At 62.9% G+C, this 15,697-nt stretch carries 13 protein-coding genes and 1 pseudogene; 9 read left to right on the top strand and 5 right to left on the bottom strand.

Going from position 1 to position 15,697, the window contains the following annotated elements; translation table 11 throughout:
• Nucleotides 1–140 precede the first annotated feature (140 nt).
• Entirely contained in the window at nt 141–3,977 is a 3,837-nt protein-coding gene (locus K3F44_RS05445; RefSeq protein ID WP_220633499.1) for a bifunctional nitrate reductase/sulfite reductase flavoprotein subunit alpha, read from the top strand.
• Here the strand turns inward: K3F44_RS05445 and K3F44_RS05440 are convergent.
• Nucleotides 3,971–4,888, bottom strand: coding sequence for a LysR substrate-binding domain-containing protein (locus K3F44_RS05440; RefSeq protein WP_150569431.1), 918 nt, complete (start codon nt 4,886–4,888; stop codon nt 3,971–3,973). The two genes, K3F44_RS05445 and K3F44_RS05440, sit on opposite strands and share 7 nt — an antisense overlap.
• Nucleotides 4,889–5,003: 115 nt before the next feature.
• Here K3F44_RS05440 and K3F44_RS05435 point away from each other — a divergent pair, with 115 nt between their 5' ends.
• The 3 genes from K3F44_RS05435 (at nt 5,004) to K3F44_RS05425 (ending at nt 8,413) form a co-directional block, all read left to right on the top strand.
• Nucleotides 5,004–6,065, top strand: a complete 1,062-nt coding sequence (locus K3F44_RS05435; RefSeq protein WP_220633498.1) for a YeiH family protein — start codon at nt 5,004–5,006, stop codon at nt 6,063–6,065.
• Nucleotides 6,066–6,165: 100 nt separating this feature from the next.
• Complete coding sequence (gene ppnN / locus K3F44_RS05430) at nt 6,166–7,539, top strand: nucleotide 5'-monophosphate nucleosidase PpnN (protein WP_101318899.1); 1,374 nt, start codon at nt 6,166–6,168, stop codon at nt 7,537–7,539.
• 223 nt (nt 7,540–7,762) lie between these two features.
• A complete protein-coding gene (locus tag K3F44_RS05425) occupies nt 7,763–8,413 on the top strand; it encodes a TIGR04211 family SH3 domain-containing protein (RefSeq protein WP_103437129.1) in 651 nt (216 codons plus the stop codon).
• Nucleotides 8,414–8,416: 3 nt separating this feature from the next.
• Here the strand turns inward: K3F44_RS05425 and K3F44_RS05420 are convergent, their stop codons facing one another.
• Complete coding sequence (locus K3F44_RS05420; protein ID WP_220633497.1) at nt 8,417–9,352, bottom strand: 5'-nucleotidase; 936 nt, start codon at nt 9,350–9,352, stop codon at nt 8,417–8,419.
• Nucleotides 9,342–9,677: a hypothetical protein gene (locus tag K3F44_RS05415; protein ID WP_220633496.1), complete on the bottom strand. Its 336-nt coding sequence runs from the start codon at nt 9,675–9,677 to the stop codon at nt 9,342–9,344. The genes K3F44_RS05420 and K3F44_RS05415 overlap by 11 nt, the downstream gene beginning before the upstream one ends.
• A gap of 84 nt (nt 9,678–9,761) precedes the next feature.
• Here K3F44_RS05415 and K3F44_RS24745 point away from each other — a divergent pair.
• Together K3F44_RS24745 and K3F44_RS05405 are read left to right on the top strand one after the other, a co-directional pair.
• Nucleotides 9,762–10,073, top strand: a pseudogene (locus K3F44_RS24745) (hypothetical protein); the annotation flags it as partial.
• On the top strand, nt 10,070–10,744 hold the full coding sequence (locus tag K3F44_RS05405; RefSeq protein WP_220633495.1) for a response regulator transcription factor: 675 nt from the start codon (nt 10,070–10,072) through the stop codon (nt 10,742–10,744). The pseudogene K3F44_RS24745 and the gene K3F44_RS05405, both read left to right, overlap by 4 nt.
• A 78-nt stretch (nt 10,745–10,822) precedes the next feature.
• Here the strand turns inward: K3F44_RS05405 and K3F44_RS05400 are convergent, their stop codons facing one another.
• Nucleotides 10,823–11,704: a LysR family transcriptional regulator gene (locus K3F44_RS05400; RefSeq protein WP_220633494.1), complete on the bottom strand. Its 882-nt coding sequence runs from the start codon at nt 11,702–11,704 to the stop codon at nt 10,823–10,825.
• Nucleotides 11,705–11,843: 139 nt separating this feature from the next.
• Here K3F44_RS05400 and argC point away from each other — a divergent pair, with 139 nt between their 5' ends.
• Together argC and K3F44_RS05390 are read left to right on the top strand one after the other, a co-directional pair.
• Nucleotides 11,844–12,785, top strand: coding sequence for an N-acetyl-gamma-glutamyl-phosphate reductase (gene argC / locus K3F44_RS05395; RefSeq protein ID WP_220633493.1), 942 nt, complete (start codon nt 11,844–11,846; stop codon nt 12,783–12,785).
• Between the two features lie 78 nt (nt 12,786–12,863).
• Nucleotides 12,864–13,550, top strand: a complete 687-nt coding sequence (locus K3F44_RS05390; RefSeq protein ID WP_220633492.1) for a GNAT family N-acetyltransferase — start codon at nt 12,864–12,866, stop codon at nt 13,548–13,550.
• Nucleotides 13,551–13,559: 9 nt separating this feature from the next.
• On the opposite strand, the gene K3F44_RS05385 is transcribed toward K3F44_RS05390, so the two are convergent.
• Nucleotides 13,560–14,102, bottom strand: a complete 543-nt coding sequence (locus K3F44_RS05385; RefSeq protein WP_220633491.1) for an Rrf2 family transcriptional regulator — start codon at nt 14,100–14,102, stop codon at nt 13,560–13,562.
• Between the two features lie 197 nt (nt 14,103–14,299).
• On the opposite strand from K3F44_RS05385, the gene K3F44_RS05380 reads away from it, so the two are divergent.
• The gene (locus K3F44_RS05380) at nt 14,300–15,502 is read left to right on the top strand and encodes an NAD(P)/FAD-dependent oxidoreductase (protein WP_220633490.1); all 1,203 of its coding nucleotides are present in this window, start codon (nt 14,300–14,302) and stop codon (nt 15,500–15,502) included.
• Nucleotides 15,503–15,697 lie beyond the last annotated feature (195 nt).

Here is a 15,697-nt window from a genome sequence, read left to right as displayed (position 1 = left end):
TTTGCTAGTTCACCTGCGCAGTCAACGAAGACTGCACCTAATACGACAAAGGCGCCGTGTAGACCCCGTTTCGACGGGAGGTCTCATGGCGCCTTTTTTGTTTCTGGGCCGCTGCGGCGGGCAGAGATCAAGGGGCGAAGATGACAAGCAAAACTGTACGCAGCGTGTGTCCCTACTGTGGCGTGGGCTGCGGCATCGTCATGCAGGTCGAGCACAACCGCGTAGTCAAGGTCAGCGGCGACAAGGCGCACCCGAGCAACTTCGGCAGGCTCTGCACCAAGGGCACCACCTGTGGCCAGGCCATCGCTGATTCTGGCCGGATGGAAAACGCCTACCTGCGCCAGCAGCGCAATCAGGACCCGGTGCGGATCGCCATGGACACCGCCATCAAAGAGACCGCCCGGCGCCTGCGCGCCATCCTTGAACAGCACGGCCCCGATGCACTGGCGTTCTATGTCTCCGGGCAGATGTCGCTGGAGGCGCAGTATCTGGTCAACAAGCTGGCCAAGGGGTTTGTCCGCACCAGCAACCTGGAGTCCAACTCGCGCCTGTGCATGGCCAGCGCCGGCAGCGGCTACAAGTTATCGCTTGGCGCGGACGGGCCGCCGGGCTCGTATCAGGACTTCGACAAGGCCGAGCTGTTTTTCGTGATCGGCGCCAACATGGCTGACTGCCATCCGATTCTGTTCCTGCGCATGATGGATCGGGTCAAGGCCGGAGCCAGGCTGATCGTCGTCGACCCTCGCCGCACTGCCACGGCAGACAAAGCCGAGTTGTTTTTACAAATCAAGCCCGGCACCGACCTGGCCCTGCTCAACGGCCTGCTGCACCTGCTGGTGAAAAACGGCCACACCGATCCGGCGTTCATCGCGGCGTTCACCGCGGGCTGGGAGGCCATGCCGGCGTTTCTCGAAGACTACCCGCCAGACCAGGTCGCGCGCATCACGGGTATCCCTGAGGCCGACCTTCATCAGGCTGCAGCCTGGATCGGTGAAGCCGGCGAATGGATGAGCTGCTGGACCATGGGTCTCAACCAGAGCACCCACGGCACCTGGAACACCAACGCGCTGTGCAACCTGCATCTGGCCACCGGCGCCATCTGCCGCCCGGGCAGCGGGCCGTTCTCCCTGACCGGGCAACCGAATGCCATGGGGGGGCGCGAGATGGGTTACATGGGCCCCGGCCTGCCCGGCCAACGCTCGGTGCTGGTCGAGGCCGACCGGCAGTTCATCGAAGACCTGTGGGCGATCCCGCGCGGCAGCCTGCGGCAGGAGGTAGGCGGCGGCACTGTGGCGATGTTCGAGCAGATGCGCAGCGGCCTGATCAAGGCCTGCTGGATCATCTGCACCAACCCGGTGGCATCGGTGCCCAACCGCCAGCAGGTCATCGACGGCTTGCAACAGGCTGAGCTGGTGATCACTCAGGACGCCTTCCTCGACACCGAGACCAATCGCTACGCCGATATCCTCCTTCCCGGCGCGCTGTGGGCTGAGGCTGAAGGGGTAATGATCAACTCCGAACGCAACCTGACCCTGATGCAGCAAGCCGTGCAGGCACCCGGTGAAACCCTGCCCGACTGGCAGATCATTGCCAGGGTGGCTTGCGAGATGGGTTTTGCCGATGCCTTCAGCTACAGCAGCGCAGCCGAGATATTTGAAGAGATCAAGCGCGCCTGGAACCCCAAGACCGGCTATGACATTCGCGGGGCGACCTACGCCCGCCTACGCGAACAGCCGCTGCAGTGGCCGTGCGCTGTGGACCCTGGCGAGACGCGCAATCCGGTCCGCTACCTCAACGACGGCGTCAGCCAGTCGCTTGCACTGGCAGAAGACGGCAGCCGACCTGCCATCGTCTTCCCGACCGAGCATGGCAAGGGCGTGTTTCTGCCGCGCCCGCATTTGCCACCCGCTGAAATGCCCGACCAACACTTCCCATTGCTGCTCAACACCGGACGCGTGCAGCACCAATGGCACACCCTGACCAAGACCGGCAAGGTGGCCACGCTGAACAAGCTCAATCCTGGGCCGTTTATCGAGATCCACCCGCAGGATGCAGCCATGCTTGGCATCAAGGCCAGAGACGCCGTGGAAATACGCTCGCGACGCGGTCGCGCCGTATTGCCAGCGGTGATCACCGAACGGGTCCTGCCGGGTAATTGCTTTGCACCTTTTCACTGGAACGATGTGTTTGGCGACAACCTGGCGATCAATGCCGTGACCAACGACGCTGTCGACCCGATTTCGCTGCAACCCGAATTCAAGTGCTGTGCGATTGCGCTGCAACGGGTCGAGCTGATCGACCACCAATGGCTGGATACGGCGAGCGCTCCCGCAATCACCGCCAGCCCTGCTCACGAAGACCTCGCCATGGGGGCCGAGGAAGACGCTGCCTTGCCAGGCCACGTGACGCTGCTGTGGGCTTCGCAGACCGGCAATGCCGAAGCCCTGGCTGAGCGCTACGCCAAGCGCTTGCGCGACGCAGGGGTCAGCGTGCAGCTGTGTGCGATGGCGGACTTTTCCGCGAGCAAGCTGGCCAGCACGCAGACCCTGGCCTTGATCAGCAGCACCTTTGGTGACGGCGACCCACCCGACAACGGCGAGCGCTTCTGGAGCGCATTGAATGCGCAGCAGATGCAGCTTGAGTCACTGCGCTATGCCGTGCTGGCGCTGGGTGACGCCAGTTATGAGCAGTTCTGTAACCACGGCAAGCAACTCGATCATCGCCTGCAAGCCTTGGGCGCGACCCGCCTGATTGAGCGAGTCGACTGCGATAGCGACTACGAGGTGCAGGCCGAGCACTGGCTGGCGCAGTTGCAGCAGGCACTCGATCTTGCGCCGACAGCGCTGATTGAGGACCCAGCAACCAGCGCGACGCCGAGCAAAGCCAAGCCTTATGCCTCACGCCTGTTGAGCAATGTTCGCTTGAATCAGCCGGGTGCGAGCAAGGACACCCGCTTGTTTTCCTTCGCCCTGGAAGATTCAGGCCTGACCTATGAGGCGGGAGACGCACTGGGCGTGTGGCCACGCAACTGCCCGGAACTTGTCGGCGAAGTGCTCGAGCTGACCGGCTTGGCTGCGGACACGCCGGTCAGCCTCGACAAGCTTGGTGACGTTCCGTTAGGCCAGGCACTGAGCGAACACTTCGAAATCGCCCGCCCCAGCCGCGAAGCGCTGGCATTGATCGCCGAACGCAGCGGTAACCCGGAACTCAAGCAGTTGCTCAGCAGCGAGCGCAAAGCGCAGCTGAATGAGTGGCTGTGGGGCCGCCAGCTGGCAGACGTGCTCCATGCCTACCCGATCGACTGCGGCGCCAGCGAGTTGCTTGGCACACTCAAACGCCTGCAACCGCGCCTGTACTCGATCGCCTCCAGCCCCAAGGCCAATCCCCGTGCAGTCGATCTCACGGTTGCAGCCGTGCGCTACGGCAAGCGCAAGGGCGTGTCTTCGACCTTTCTTGCCGACCGCGCAGAACACGCCGAGGTGCCGGTTTTCCTCCAGCAATCGAAGCACTTTCGCCCACCGGCCGATGGCTCGCTGCCGATGATCATGATCGGCCCGGGCACTGGCGTGGCGCCATTCCGGGGCTTTTTGCAGGAGCGCCAGGCGCGGGGTGATCCAGGCCGCAACTGGTTGTTCTTCGGCGAGCAGCACGCGGCCAGTGATTTTTATTACCGCGAAGAGCTGCAAGCCATGCAGCGCGATGGCCTGCTCACCCATTTGAGCCTGGCATTTTCCCGCGACCAGGCGCAGAAAATCTATGTTCAGGACCGCATTCTGGAGCAAGGCGCCGAGCTCTGGCGCTGGCTGCAAGAAGGCGCGCAGTTGTATATCTGTGGCGATGCCAGCCGCATGGCCAAGGACGTCGATTATGCCCTGCGCCAGGTTGCGCAATGTCATGGTGGCCTGGAATCCGACGCCGCTGCTGATTACTGGCGCCAATTGAGCGAGCAGAAACGCTACCTGCGCGATGTCTACTGATCCGCCGGCCCCACGCCCTGCCCCGGCTCGCAAGCGGGCGCAGTGCAGAGCTCAAGAAACCGCGCCGCCACCCGCGACGGCGTGTCGGCATGCGGCATCAGGATCGAGAAGCGCCGGGTCAACGCCTCCGGGGCAACCCGCAGGCGCCGCAGCGCTGCGTCCTCGTGGCGCATCGACATCGACGAGACAAAACCGACGCCCATCCCTGCCCGCACTGCTTCCTTGACCCCTTCTACACCGGCTATCTCAAGGCCCACCCGCATCGCCACCCCGCTGCGAGCAAATGCTCGCTCGACCAACTGGCGTACGCCCGAACCGCTTTCGCGCAGAACCAGTGGATAGGCGCCCAACGCTTGCAGGGTCTGCCCGTGCTCAACTGCGGCAAGCAGGTGTTGGCTGGGCACGATGGCAACAATTTCGTCCTCGCGCCACGGTGTAACCCCTGTGCCTGCCGGCAAGTCGGGGCCGGGCGGACCTTCGATCAGGGCTATATCCAACGATCCCAGGGCGGCGACGATGTCAGCCGTATTGCCATTGATGGTCGTCACCAGCACCTGCGGATAGCGTTGGCGAAAATCGGCAATCAGGTACGGCAGCAGATAGCTCGCTGGGGTCGTGCTGGCGCCGATGCGCAAGGTGCCGCGTTCCAGCCCGCGCAGCGCGTCCTTCAGCGCTTTGGCCTGGACGAAGGTATCGCGCAGCCGTTTCGCGTGGCCGAGCAATTGCTCCCCCGCTGCAGTCAGGCGCACGCCACGGCCGGCACGCTGATAAAGCGGCTCGCCGAATTCTTCTTGCAGCAGCTTTAACTGCCCGGATACGGCAGGCTGCGACAGGTGCAGGGCCAGCGCCGCGTGGCTGATGTTGCCGTGCTCAGCAACGGTAGCGAAGGTTATAAGCTGTTCAGGGGTCATCTGCACAAAGTATCAGCTAGGCGGATATTTTCCATCCTGAATCACGATTTTTTATAAGCTTATAACTGAATTAACGTGGACCTATCGAAACGCTACCTCGACCGGAGGATGCATGATGGCTACGGCTCCCGTTACACACTCGCATACGCCTACTCACGACACCCGTGGGCGGCTCAACGGTATCTTGTTTGTCGCCCTGTTCGCCCTGGCAGTGACGCAATTGGCAGCACTGCCCGCCTTTGCCCGCCTGGGCATCAGCCCGCTGATTGTCGGCATCCTTGCCGGCGCGTTGTACGGCAACTTGCTGCGCCAAGGCATACCCGCCGGCTGGGCCAGCGGTATCAACTTCAGTGCACGCAATCTGCTACGCATCGCCGTGGCCTTGTTCGGCCTACGAGTCAGTCTGCAGGAGATCGCCCAGGTCGGCTGGTCAGGCCTGACCGTGTCGCTGGCAATCGTGGTGAGCACCTTGCTGCTCGGCCTGTGGGTCGGCATCAAGTTATTCAAGCTGGACCGCGACACCGCTCTGCTGACCGCCGCCGGCAGCGCCATCTGCGGTGCAGCCGCAGTGCTGGCGTTTGAATCGGCCTTGCGCTCGCAGCCGCACAAGAGCGCCATGGCGGTTGGCAGCGTGGTGCTGTTCGGCACGTTGTCGATGCTGCTCTACCCAGTGCTGGTCAACAGCGGCTGGCTGGGCCTGGACACGCTCGGCGTTGGCCTGTTTTTCGGCGGCACCCTGCATGAGGTCGCCCAGGTGGTCGGCGCAGCGAGCAACGTCAGCCCGGAAGTCACGCATATCGCCACCATCGTCAAGATGACCCGGGTCATGCTGCTGGTGCCGGTGTTGCTGGTGGTGGGCCTGTGGATCAGCCGCTCGCGCCAGGCTGGCCAGGCGCAGGGCAACGGCAAGATCAATGTGCCGTGGTTTGCCTTTGGCTTTCTCGCACTGGTGCTGGTCAACTCGCTGCAGGTGCTGCCCGCTGGCATGGTGAGCGCGGTCAATCAGTTCGATACCTTCGCCTTGACCATGGCCATGACCGCCTTGGGCATGGAGACCAAATTCAGCCAGATTCGCCAGGCCGGCCCAAGGGCGCTGGCAACCGGGGCGATTCTCAATCTGTGGCTGGTATTCGGCGGCCTGGGCATCACCTTGGCCGTGCAACGGCTGTTCGGCTGAGCAGCGAACGAGGGATTTTCAACAGCCCCCTCGTTGCGGCGCACATTTGTCGGTATGGTGGTGTCCAAGTAGGAGTTTTACATGCACAGGAAAGACTTAGATGCCCCAACGCAATGTAATCAATGCATCCGTCAGCCCCAAAGGCAGCCTCGAAACGCTGTCGCAACGTGAAGTTCAGCAACTGAGCGAAGCCGGTAGCGGCAGCCTTTACACCCTGTTCCGTCAATGCGCCCTGGCGATCCTCAACACCGGCGCCCATGTCGACAACGCCAAGACCATTCTCGAAGCCTACAAGGACTTCGAAGTACGCATCCATCAGCAGGACCGCGGCGTACGCCTCGAACTGCTGAACGCCCCGGCCGATGCCTTCGTCGATGGCGAGATGATCGCCAGCACCCGCGAGATGCTGTTCAGCGCCCTGCGCGACATCGTCTACACCGAGAGCGAACTGGCCAGCCAGCGCATCGACCTGGAAAGCTCCCAGGGCATCACCGATTACGTCTTCCACTTGCTGCGCAACGCGCGCACCTTGCGCCCAGGCGTCGAGCCGAAGATGGTCGTGTGCTGGGGCGGCCACTCGATCAGCAGCGAGGAATACCAGTACACCAAGAAGGTCGGCCACGAGCTGGGCCTGCGCAAGCTGGATATCTGCACCGGCTGCGGCCCGGGCGTAATGAAGGGGCCGATGAAGGGCGCCACCATCGCCCACGCCAAACAGCGTATGCACGGCAGCCGCTATCTCGGCCTGACCGAGCCGGGCATCATCGCCGCCGAGGCGCCGAACCCGATCGTCAACGAGCTGGTGATCCTGCCCGACATCGAGAAGCGCCTGGAAGCCTTCGTCCGGGTTGGTCACGGCATCATCATCTTCCCAGGTGGCGCCGGCACGGCCGAAGAGTTCCTGTACCTGCTCGGCATCCTGATGCACCCGGACAACGAAGGCCTGCCGTTCCCGGTGGTGCTGACCGGGCCGCGCAGTGCCGAAGCTTATCTGCAGCAGTTGCATGCGTTTGTCGGCGCCACCCTGGGTGAAGCGGCGCAAGCGCATTACCAGATCATCATCGATGATCCGGCTGAGGTTGCGCGGCAGATGGTCGAGGGGCTCAAGGCGGTCAAGCAGTTCCGCCGCGAGCGCAACGATGCCTTCCACTTCAACTGGCTGCTGAAGATTGAAGAGGGCTTCCAGCGCCCGTTCGACCCGACCCACGCCAATATGGCCAACCTTGAGTTGCGCCGCGATCTGCCGCCGCACGAACTGGCGGCCAACCTGCGCCGAGCGTTTTCCGGGATTGTCGCGGGCAACGTCAAGGACAATGGCATCCGCCTGATCGAGCAACACGGCCCGTATCAGATCCGCGGTGACAGCGCTGTGCTCGACCCGCTGGGACGCTTGCTGCAGGCCTTCGTTGACCAGCACCGGATGAAGCTACCTGGCGGCGCAGCCTATGTGCCGTGCTACCAGGTCGTGACCTGAAAGCGTGATTGAACGAGCTGGCTCGATGGCATTTTCATGCAATCGGGCCAGTACGCCTGCCATCATCAGCCCTGAACAATTCCGCAACACTTAGCTGACATTTCCCACGCCAGGTGGTGAACCTGCTGACAAAAAAACGGTCTTTGGCTGACGGTCAAGTCACCGACCCGTTCATCGGCCCAGTCATCGGGCCTACTTTTGTCCAGTAGCAGCGAAGATCATCATGCCCGATTCCCGCCCCGCCCTACCCGTCCGTCCTGCCCTGCGTGGCAGCCTGCTCGCTTGCCTGATCGCCCTCGCCGCGCCGGTTCAGGCCGAACAGCCGAGTAGCGATGCGCGCTGGGTCAGTGACAGCCTGAGCACCTATGTGCGCAGCGGCCCGACCAATGGCCACCGCATCGTTGGCAGCCTCAAGGCTGGCGAAAAGGTCAGCCTGGTCGACACCCAGGGCAACTACAGCCAGATCCGCGGCCAGAACGGCGACCTGGTGTGGATCCTCAACAGCGACCTGCAGGCAGTACCGGGGCAGGCCGAACGCCTGCCAGAGCTGGACGGTAAGGTCACGCAACTGTCCGAGCAGCTGAAAACCATCGACGACAGCTGGAAGGCCCGCGTGCAGGGCATGCAGGAGACCCTCGACTCGCGCAAGACGCTGGCTGACGAACTGGAAGTGCGCAACAAAGACCTGACCCAGCAACTCGACCAAGCCCAGTCCGCCCTGCGCGATGCCCAGGCGCAACTGGGGGACGAGAACAAGCAGGTGATGATGCGCTATATGGTTTACGGCGGCAGCATTGCCGGTGCCGGCCTGCTGTTGGGGCTGATCCTGCCGGCACTGACCCGCGGTCGCAAACGCAACGACCGCTGGTTCTGAGGTTTACAGCGGCTGGTTGGTAATGCCGAACGGTACGTGCACTGACGGCGCAACAGTGCGCGTACTGTTGAGGTGGCCAGACTGGTCATCGAAGAAGATATGCGGCTTGAGCACCTGCAGCACCCGGCGCTTCTCGATACCGCCAAGAAAGAACGCGTCGTTGGCCATCACCCCCCAACTCTTCAGGGTATTCAGCGCGCGTTCATGGGAAGGCGCATTGCGCGCGGTGACAATCGATACGCGCAGGCGGTTCTCGTAACCGGGATGCGCCAGCTTGTAACGCTCTTCAGCGGCCTGGATGCTGGCAATGCGCACGAAGAACGCCTTCAACGGTCCGGGGTTGTGCGGCTGGGTCACGTTGCTGACCTCATGGGCATGAAAGCCGGTCAGGCCATCGCGCTGCATCACCGTCTCCGATTCGTCCCCTGCCAGCACCCCATCGAAGTCGAACGCAATGCGCAGGCCATCATCGTCCTCGTCATCGTCGAACTGTGAATCGAGCACCTGCCCGGCCGGATAACCTGCCTTGATCGCCGCATCAACGTGGGCCTTGTCGGCCGACAAGAACAGGGAGATGTTCAGCGCAGGGATGAACTCATAAGGCGAGCGCCCCTGCATGAAGATCGCCCGGGTCATGTTCAGGCCGTAGTGCTCGATGGTCTTCATCACGCGCAGGCCGGTATCCGGATCGTTCTGTGACAGCAAGACCACCTCGACCAGCGGATCCTGCGGGTCATCACACAGGTCATTGAGCGCCAGCAAGCGCTTGATGAACGGGTAGGCAATCCCCCGCGCCAGCGGCGCGTGCAGGTGCTGCTGCTGATATTCGCGGTACTGCGCCTCGCCTTCGCGGCGAAACACCGCGTCTGATTCACTCAGGTCAAACACCGCGCTCGATGCCACGCCGATGACCAGGCGATCGTCCACTTCATAAGCCATTGCCGATCTTTGCCCCTTCTACGCCCAATGAAAGCCTGACGGTGGCGTTGCCCAGGCTGCTTTGCAAGAGATTTCGGCAGCGCCGCCAGTTGAAGGTATTTTTCACATTTGCTTCACCCGACCCCAACAGCCCGACACCTAAATTGCCACCATTGAAAACGTCGGGAGCATCGAACGTGCAACAAGCGGTCTTCAAGCAGTACTCCGGTTCAGCCGGTTTGACCCGGCGCCTGCCGCGCATGGCCTCGGTCGTCGGCGTTGTTGCAGCCACTGCCAGCGTTCCAGTGCCTATGCCAGCGCGCTGTTCGTGGCTGTCGACGGCCACGGCAAACCCCACATTCTCGTCCAGACCAACGCCGAGCAATGGCCCAGGTTGATTGCCAAGAGAGGTAGTTGAGCCATGCAGCCGTCACTGCGCACCCGATGGCGCCACGCACGGCTGCTGTTGGTGGGGGTTGTCTTGCTAGGTTTGGTCTATGGCACCACCCGGGTACTGCAAGGCTGGCACTTCATGTCACATACGTTCTGGGCCGGGATCTTTGTCTGGTTGACGACCTGGCTGACGGCCCTGTTCTGCTATGGCCGGCCAGCCTTGCAGGGCTTGCCCGCACTGACTCCGACGCCGAGGCTTGCACGTTTGCCCGCTTTGAGCGGTTGGCATAAGACTTCAAGAGTTATCGACACGCGGTTGATGCGCTTCAAACACAAGGGACAGCAATGAGAATTCTGGTTATCGAGGACCACCGCGATATTCACGACAATCTGGTCGAGTTTCTCCAGCTCAGGGGTCACGAGGTCACCGGCGCGCTGGACGGCCTGACCGGCCTGCATCTGGCGGCGTCGCACAACTTTGACGCCATCATCCTCGACATCATGTTGCCAGGCATCGACGGCAATCAGATCTGCCACAGCCTGCGCGAGCATTCGCGCTCGCAGGTGGCGATCGTCATGCTCAGCGCACGCGATGAGCTGAGCGATCGCCTGACCGGGTTCAAGGTCGGTGCCGACGATTACATCGTCAAGCCGTTCGCCATGTCCGAAGTGCTGGCCAGGGTGCAGTCAGTGGTCGCTCGGCGCCAGCAGCGCGCCAGTCGCAAGCTGGTAGTAGCCGACCTGCAGTTCGACCTCGACACCCTCGAGGTGACCCGAGCCGGCACGGTGCTCAAGCTCAAGCCAACCAGCCGCAAACTGCTCGAGGTGCTCATGCAAAAGAGCCCCAACCTGGTCCGTCGCAGCGAGCTCGAAGAAACCATCTGGGGACGTGACGCACCGCAGGGCGACAACCTGCGCAGCAACATCCATATCCTGCGCAGCATCATCGACAAACAGTTCGACAGCCCGTTACTGCACACGGTGCATGGGCTGGGGTATCAGCTGTGCGAGAAGTACTGAAAGGGCCGCCCGCAGCATACGCACTCTGTAGGAGCGGCCTTGCCGGGGCGCTCCCACAGACACCATGTGCGCTTCGAATCACTGCCGCAACCCTTGCAACGCCGCCAGCACATAGCCGGTGGCGCGCTCCATCTCACCAACCCTGCAAGCAATCCCCAGTTGCCGCCACAACCCCGGCCGCAGCGGCCGCCGACTCACTCGCGGATCCAGCGCCGCCACCTCGCCCTCCTGCGGCAACAGCGTCGCACCATACCCAGCACCGACCAGGCTCTTGATCGCGTCATTGAAATTCAGCTCGATGCGCGGTTCAGGAAACAACCCCGCTGCCCCAAACCACTGCGCAATCACTCGCGATAACTGAGTACTGCTGTCGTTGAGAATCAACGCCCGCTGAGCCAGCCACGCCGGCGTCACCCGCGCAGGCGGGCGCCATTCACTGGGCACATAGGCCATGATCGGATCCCGCCGCCAAGGCGTAATCTGCACGCCTTTGCCAGCCACCTGCGGCAGTGCCACCAGAGCAATATCCAACCGCCCCTCGCGCAGACCCGCCAACGAAGCCTGCGAAGTCAACACCTGCACCTGCACATCAATCCCCGGATGCTCGACCCGCAGCCTCTCCAGCGCCTGCGGCAACAGATGGGCGATGGCGCCAGTCGACGCGCCCAGCCGCACCCGCCCAGTCAAGCCCTGCACCTGTCGGCGCACCTCCTCCAGTGCCAGTTCGGCGTCTGCCAGCAGCTTTCGCGACCGCACCAGCAGCGTCTCGCCGATGGCCGTCGGGCGCACCTGACCGCGGGTCCGGCTGAGCAGCGGCGCCCCTACCCGCGCCTCCAACTCGGCGACGTGCAGGCTGATGGTCGGCGGCGCCAGGTTGAGCTGGCGGGCAGCTTCAGCGAACGAGCCAAGGTCGGCAATCACCACCAGAGTGCGCAAACGGTCGAGGCTGATTTCACGCATGGGCTGGATGCAAATGGACTGACACGGAAGCGCTCCCTGATTCAGGATTTCTGAACGTGATCATCATGAAATGCAAATTTCCATTCGTCCAGTCGTGAGCGAGCATAGGCCATCTTCCTTATTACACGGACATCGCCCCATGCGTACTCCTCTGGTCTTTATCGACGGCGACCAAGGCACCACCGGCCTGCAGATCCACGCCCGCCTGCACGGGCGCAACGACTTGCGCCTGCTGACCCTGGCCGAAGCCGAGCGCAAGGACCCACAGCGCCGCGCAGAGGCGATCAACAGCGCCGATATCGCCCTGCTGTGCCTGCCGGATGCCGCCGCGATCGAAGCGGTAGCGGCGATCAACAACCCGGCGGTGCGGGTCATCGACGCCAGCTCCGCCCACCGCACTGCACCAGGGTGGGTGTATGGCTTGCCGGAACTGGATGCGCAGCAGCCTGAGCGCATCGCCCAGGCCAAGCGGGTGAGCAACCCTGGCTGCTACCCAACCGGGGCCATTGCCCTGTTGCGGCCACTGATCGAGGCCGGGCTGCTGCCCACCGACTATCCACTGACAGTACATGCGATCTCAGGCTACTCCGGCGGCGGCCGGGCCGCGGTCGAGCGGCATGAACAGCCACGCGCAGAGCGCATGCCTACGCTGCAGCTGTACGGCCTTGATCTGGCCCACAAGCATGTGCCGGAGATCCAGCAGCATGCTGGGCTCAGCGCGCGGCCAGTATTTCTCCCAGGCTATGGCGATTACCGCCAGGGCATCGTGCTGAGCATCCCGCTGCAATTGCGGCTGTTGCCTGCTGGGGTGAATGCCGAGCATCTGCAAGCTTGCCTGCAGGAGCATTATCAAAACGCCCGTCACGTCCAGTTGATGCCATTGCACCAGCACGGGCCAGCCGCAGCACTGGACCCAGAAGCGCTCAACGACAGCAATGATCTGCGCCTGGCGCTGTTCGCCAACCCGGAGCACGGCCAGGTTGTGCTCACTGCGGTATTCGACAACCTGGGCAAAGGTGCCTCGGGCGCGGCGGTACAAAACCTTGACCTGATGCTGGCGGCGTTCGCCGAGCACAGCTGAACCGACAAAACCGGGTAGACTGTCACCCCGCGTTGCCGTTGACGCGGGGTGTTTTTGCCAGCCGGAGCTTTGCCTGCAATGTTCATTCTCAGCCGCCTCGACAGCGTGCCGCCCGAATCCTTCCAGAACCAGATCCGCCAGTTGGTGATCGACCATGTCGGCGAGCTGAGTAGTGTCGCCATCAGCAGTGACAACCCGCTCTACCCGCTCTATCAATACGGTGTCGGCCTTGAGGTGCACCAGTACCTGCAAGCCATGGACGGCACACGTGGGCTGGCCGTGCAGTTGTTGCTCGCGCTGGATGCCGATGCGCCTGATCAACTACTGGGTTTCGCGCTCACTCTGCCCGCTCAGGACGACCCGCAGGCCTGCTCGCTGGCGTTCATGGTGGTGCTGCCCAGCCACCGTCGCCAGGGCATCGCTCGCGCACTGCTGGCTGACCTGCAGTCACGCTACAGCTGTGTCGAACTGAATGCCTTCGCAGGGCTGGTGCCCTGGTTTGAAGAAATGGGCATGCAGGTGGTCGCGGCACGTGGCCCGCAAGTGCTGATGAGCAGCACCGGCCACGCCAGCGGCGCGCTGATCGGCACTCTGGATATCGCCCCGATCTATGAAACGCTGGAAGTGCGCCAGATCCATGCCTACCTGCTCAAGCAGCAAGGCGAAGACGCCATGATCGACGCCGAACAGCGCCGCGATGAGCGCCTTGACGAACTGGCGCTACAGGCCCAGGCCTGCGTCGGGCAGCGCCAAGCGGTGCATTGACCGCCCCGCTCAAACCTCGGTCAAAGGGATGTCGCCGGCGCTGCCCTTGCCCTCGCGGCGATCGCTCATCCAGTCGTTGAGCTGTTCGCCAAACTGCGCCGGCGCCTTGCGCCCGAAGCGCTGCCCCAGATCAAGGATGCTCTGCTGGGCCAGGGTCTCTTCCATGCGTTTCTGCGCGCTGATCATCACCGCGTGGATTGCGCAGGTGCCCTCGGTCGCCCAGCTCGGCGCCGAGCCCTCGAACAGCACACAGCGCTCGCGGATTTCGCGGCAATCGAAAATCTTCTTCGCCCCGTCAATTGCAGTGGCGATGTCCAACACGCTGATCTCGGCCGCCGGCCGCGCCAGGCGAAACCCGCCGCGCACGCCTTCGGTGGCCGCCACCAGGCCGGCGCGAGCCAGTTTGGTAAAGACCTTGGCCAGGTATTCCTGAGGCACCCCCTGCAGCTCGGCCAGATCACGCACGCTGGCTTCGCGGCTCTCACCCTGCTCATTGAGCAACAGCAGCAGGCAATGGATGCCGTATTCAACCCCGGCGCTGTAAAGCGACATATCAATCTCCGACTGGATTAGTCGCAAATGGTACGCCTGTGGCCGCCTGTAGGCAAAGACCGGCTGGTTCGACGCTGATCGCAATCAACAAAACACTTGTGATTTATAACTACGACCAATAGAGTCGTAGTTATTCGAGCGACAACAGGATTGTGCTCGATGGTGTCTCGTCCCTCTCAATCACCCGGAGCAATCCCATGAAAACCGACATCCTGATCATCGGCGCAGGCTTCGCTGGCGTGTGGAGCGCACTCAGCGCTGCGCGCTTGCTCGACCAGGCGCAACGCGGCGAGTTGAGCATCAGCGTTCTCGCCCCTCAGCCGCAGATGCGCATCCGCCCACGCCTTTACGAGGCCCAGGCACATACCCTGCAGGCGCCTCTGACCGCCTTGTTCGATGCGGTTGGGGTGAAGTTCATCGAGGGTCACGCCCGGGCGATCGACCCGGATGGATGCCAGGTCAGCTATGAAGACGGCGCTGGCGACAACCAACGGATCAGCTATCGGCGCCTGATCCTCGCCGCCGGCAGCCAGGTGGCGCGCCCGAACATTGCCGGCCTGGCCGAGCACACCTTTGATGTCGACCAACTGGAATCGGCCGTGCGCCTTGAACAGCATCTGCACGCGCTCGCCGCGCTGCCGGGATCCCCTGCGCGCAACACCGTGGTGGTGTGCGGCGGCGGTTTCACCGGCATCGAAACGGCAACCGAAATGCCCGAGCGTTTGCGTGCAATGCTCGGCGCCGAGACCCGCTTGCGCGTAGTGGTGGTCGACCGCGGCGCACAGATCGGCGCGGCACTAGGCGCCGGGATCACTCCCTCAATCGTCGCCGCCTGCAAACAAGCCGGCGTGGAATGGTTGCCCGGCACCTCGGTGGTGGCAGTCGACAGTGGCGGCGTCACGCTGGACAACGGCGACTACATCGCCAGCAAGACAGTGATCTGGACCGTCGGCGTGCAGGCCAGCCCATTGACGGCACAAATACCCGGCGAGCGCGACGGCCACGGCCGGCTGCGGGTAGACGAGCATCTCAAGGTCAAAGGTCAGGAACACATCTATGCCACCGGCGACGTTGCCTGGGCGGCCGTCGATGACCTCGGCAACCATGCCCTGATGACCTGCCAGCATGCCATCCCTATGGGCCGCCATGCGGGCAACAACGCCGCAGCAGATCTGCTCGCACTAACGCCCGTGGTCTATCGCCAGCCCAAATATGTCACCTGCCTCGACCTCGGCGCGTGGGGCGCGACCTTCAGCGAAGGTTGGGAGCGCGAGCTGAAACTGCAAGGTGAGGAAGGCAAGGCAGTCAAACGGCAAATCAACACGCAATGGATCTACCCGCCAGCCGCAGACAGGGCCACGGCGCTGGCTGCCGCCGACCCCGCGATTGCTATCGTCTGAGCGTAACAAAGCTGACAGTTTCGTCAGAAAATGACGGAACTGTCGTAAGTTGCAGTTACATTGAATGAGTGGTCAATAATAGTGGCACTGTGGCATCATCGAAAAAAACAATCAGCACGATTGAGGAACAACCTCACCCTTTCGCAGCGCATCGAGAGCCCGGCGCCTATCAGGTGACGCGGCTTCGCCGAACCA

The sequence above is a fragment of the Pseudomonas sp. S07E 245 genome (genome assembly GCF_019599025.1).
GTDB lineage: Bacteria > Pseudomonadota > Gammaproteobacteria > Pseudomonadales > Pseudomonadaceae > Aquipseudomonas > Aquipseudomonas shirazensis.
This window is presented reverse-complemented; position numbering and strand designations above follow the sequence as displayed.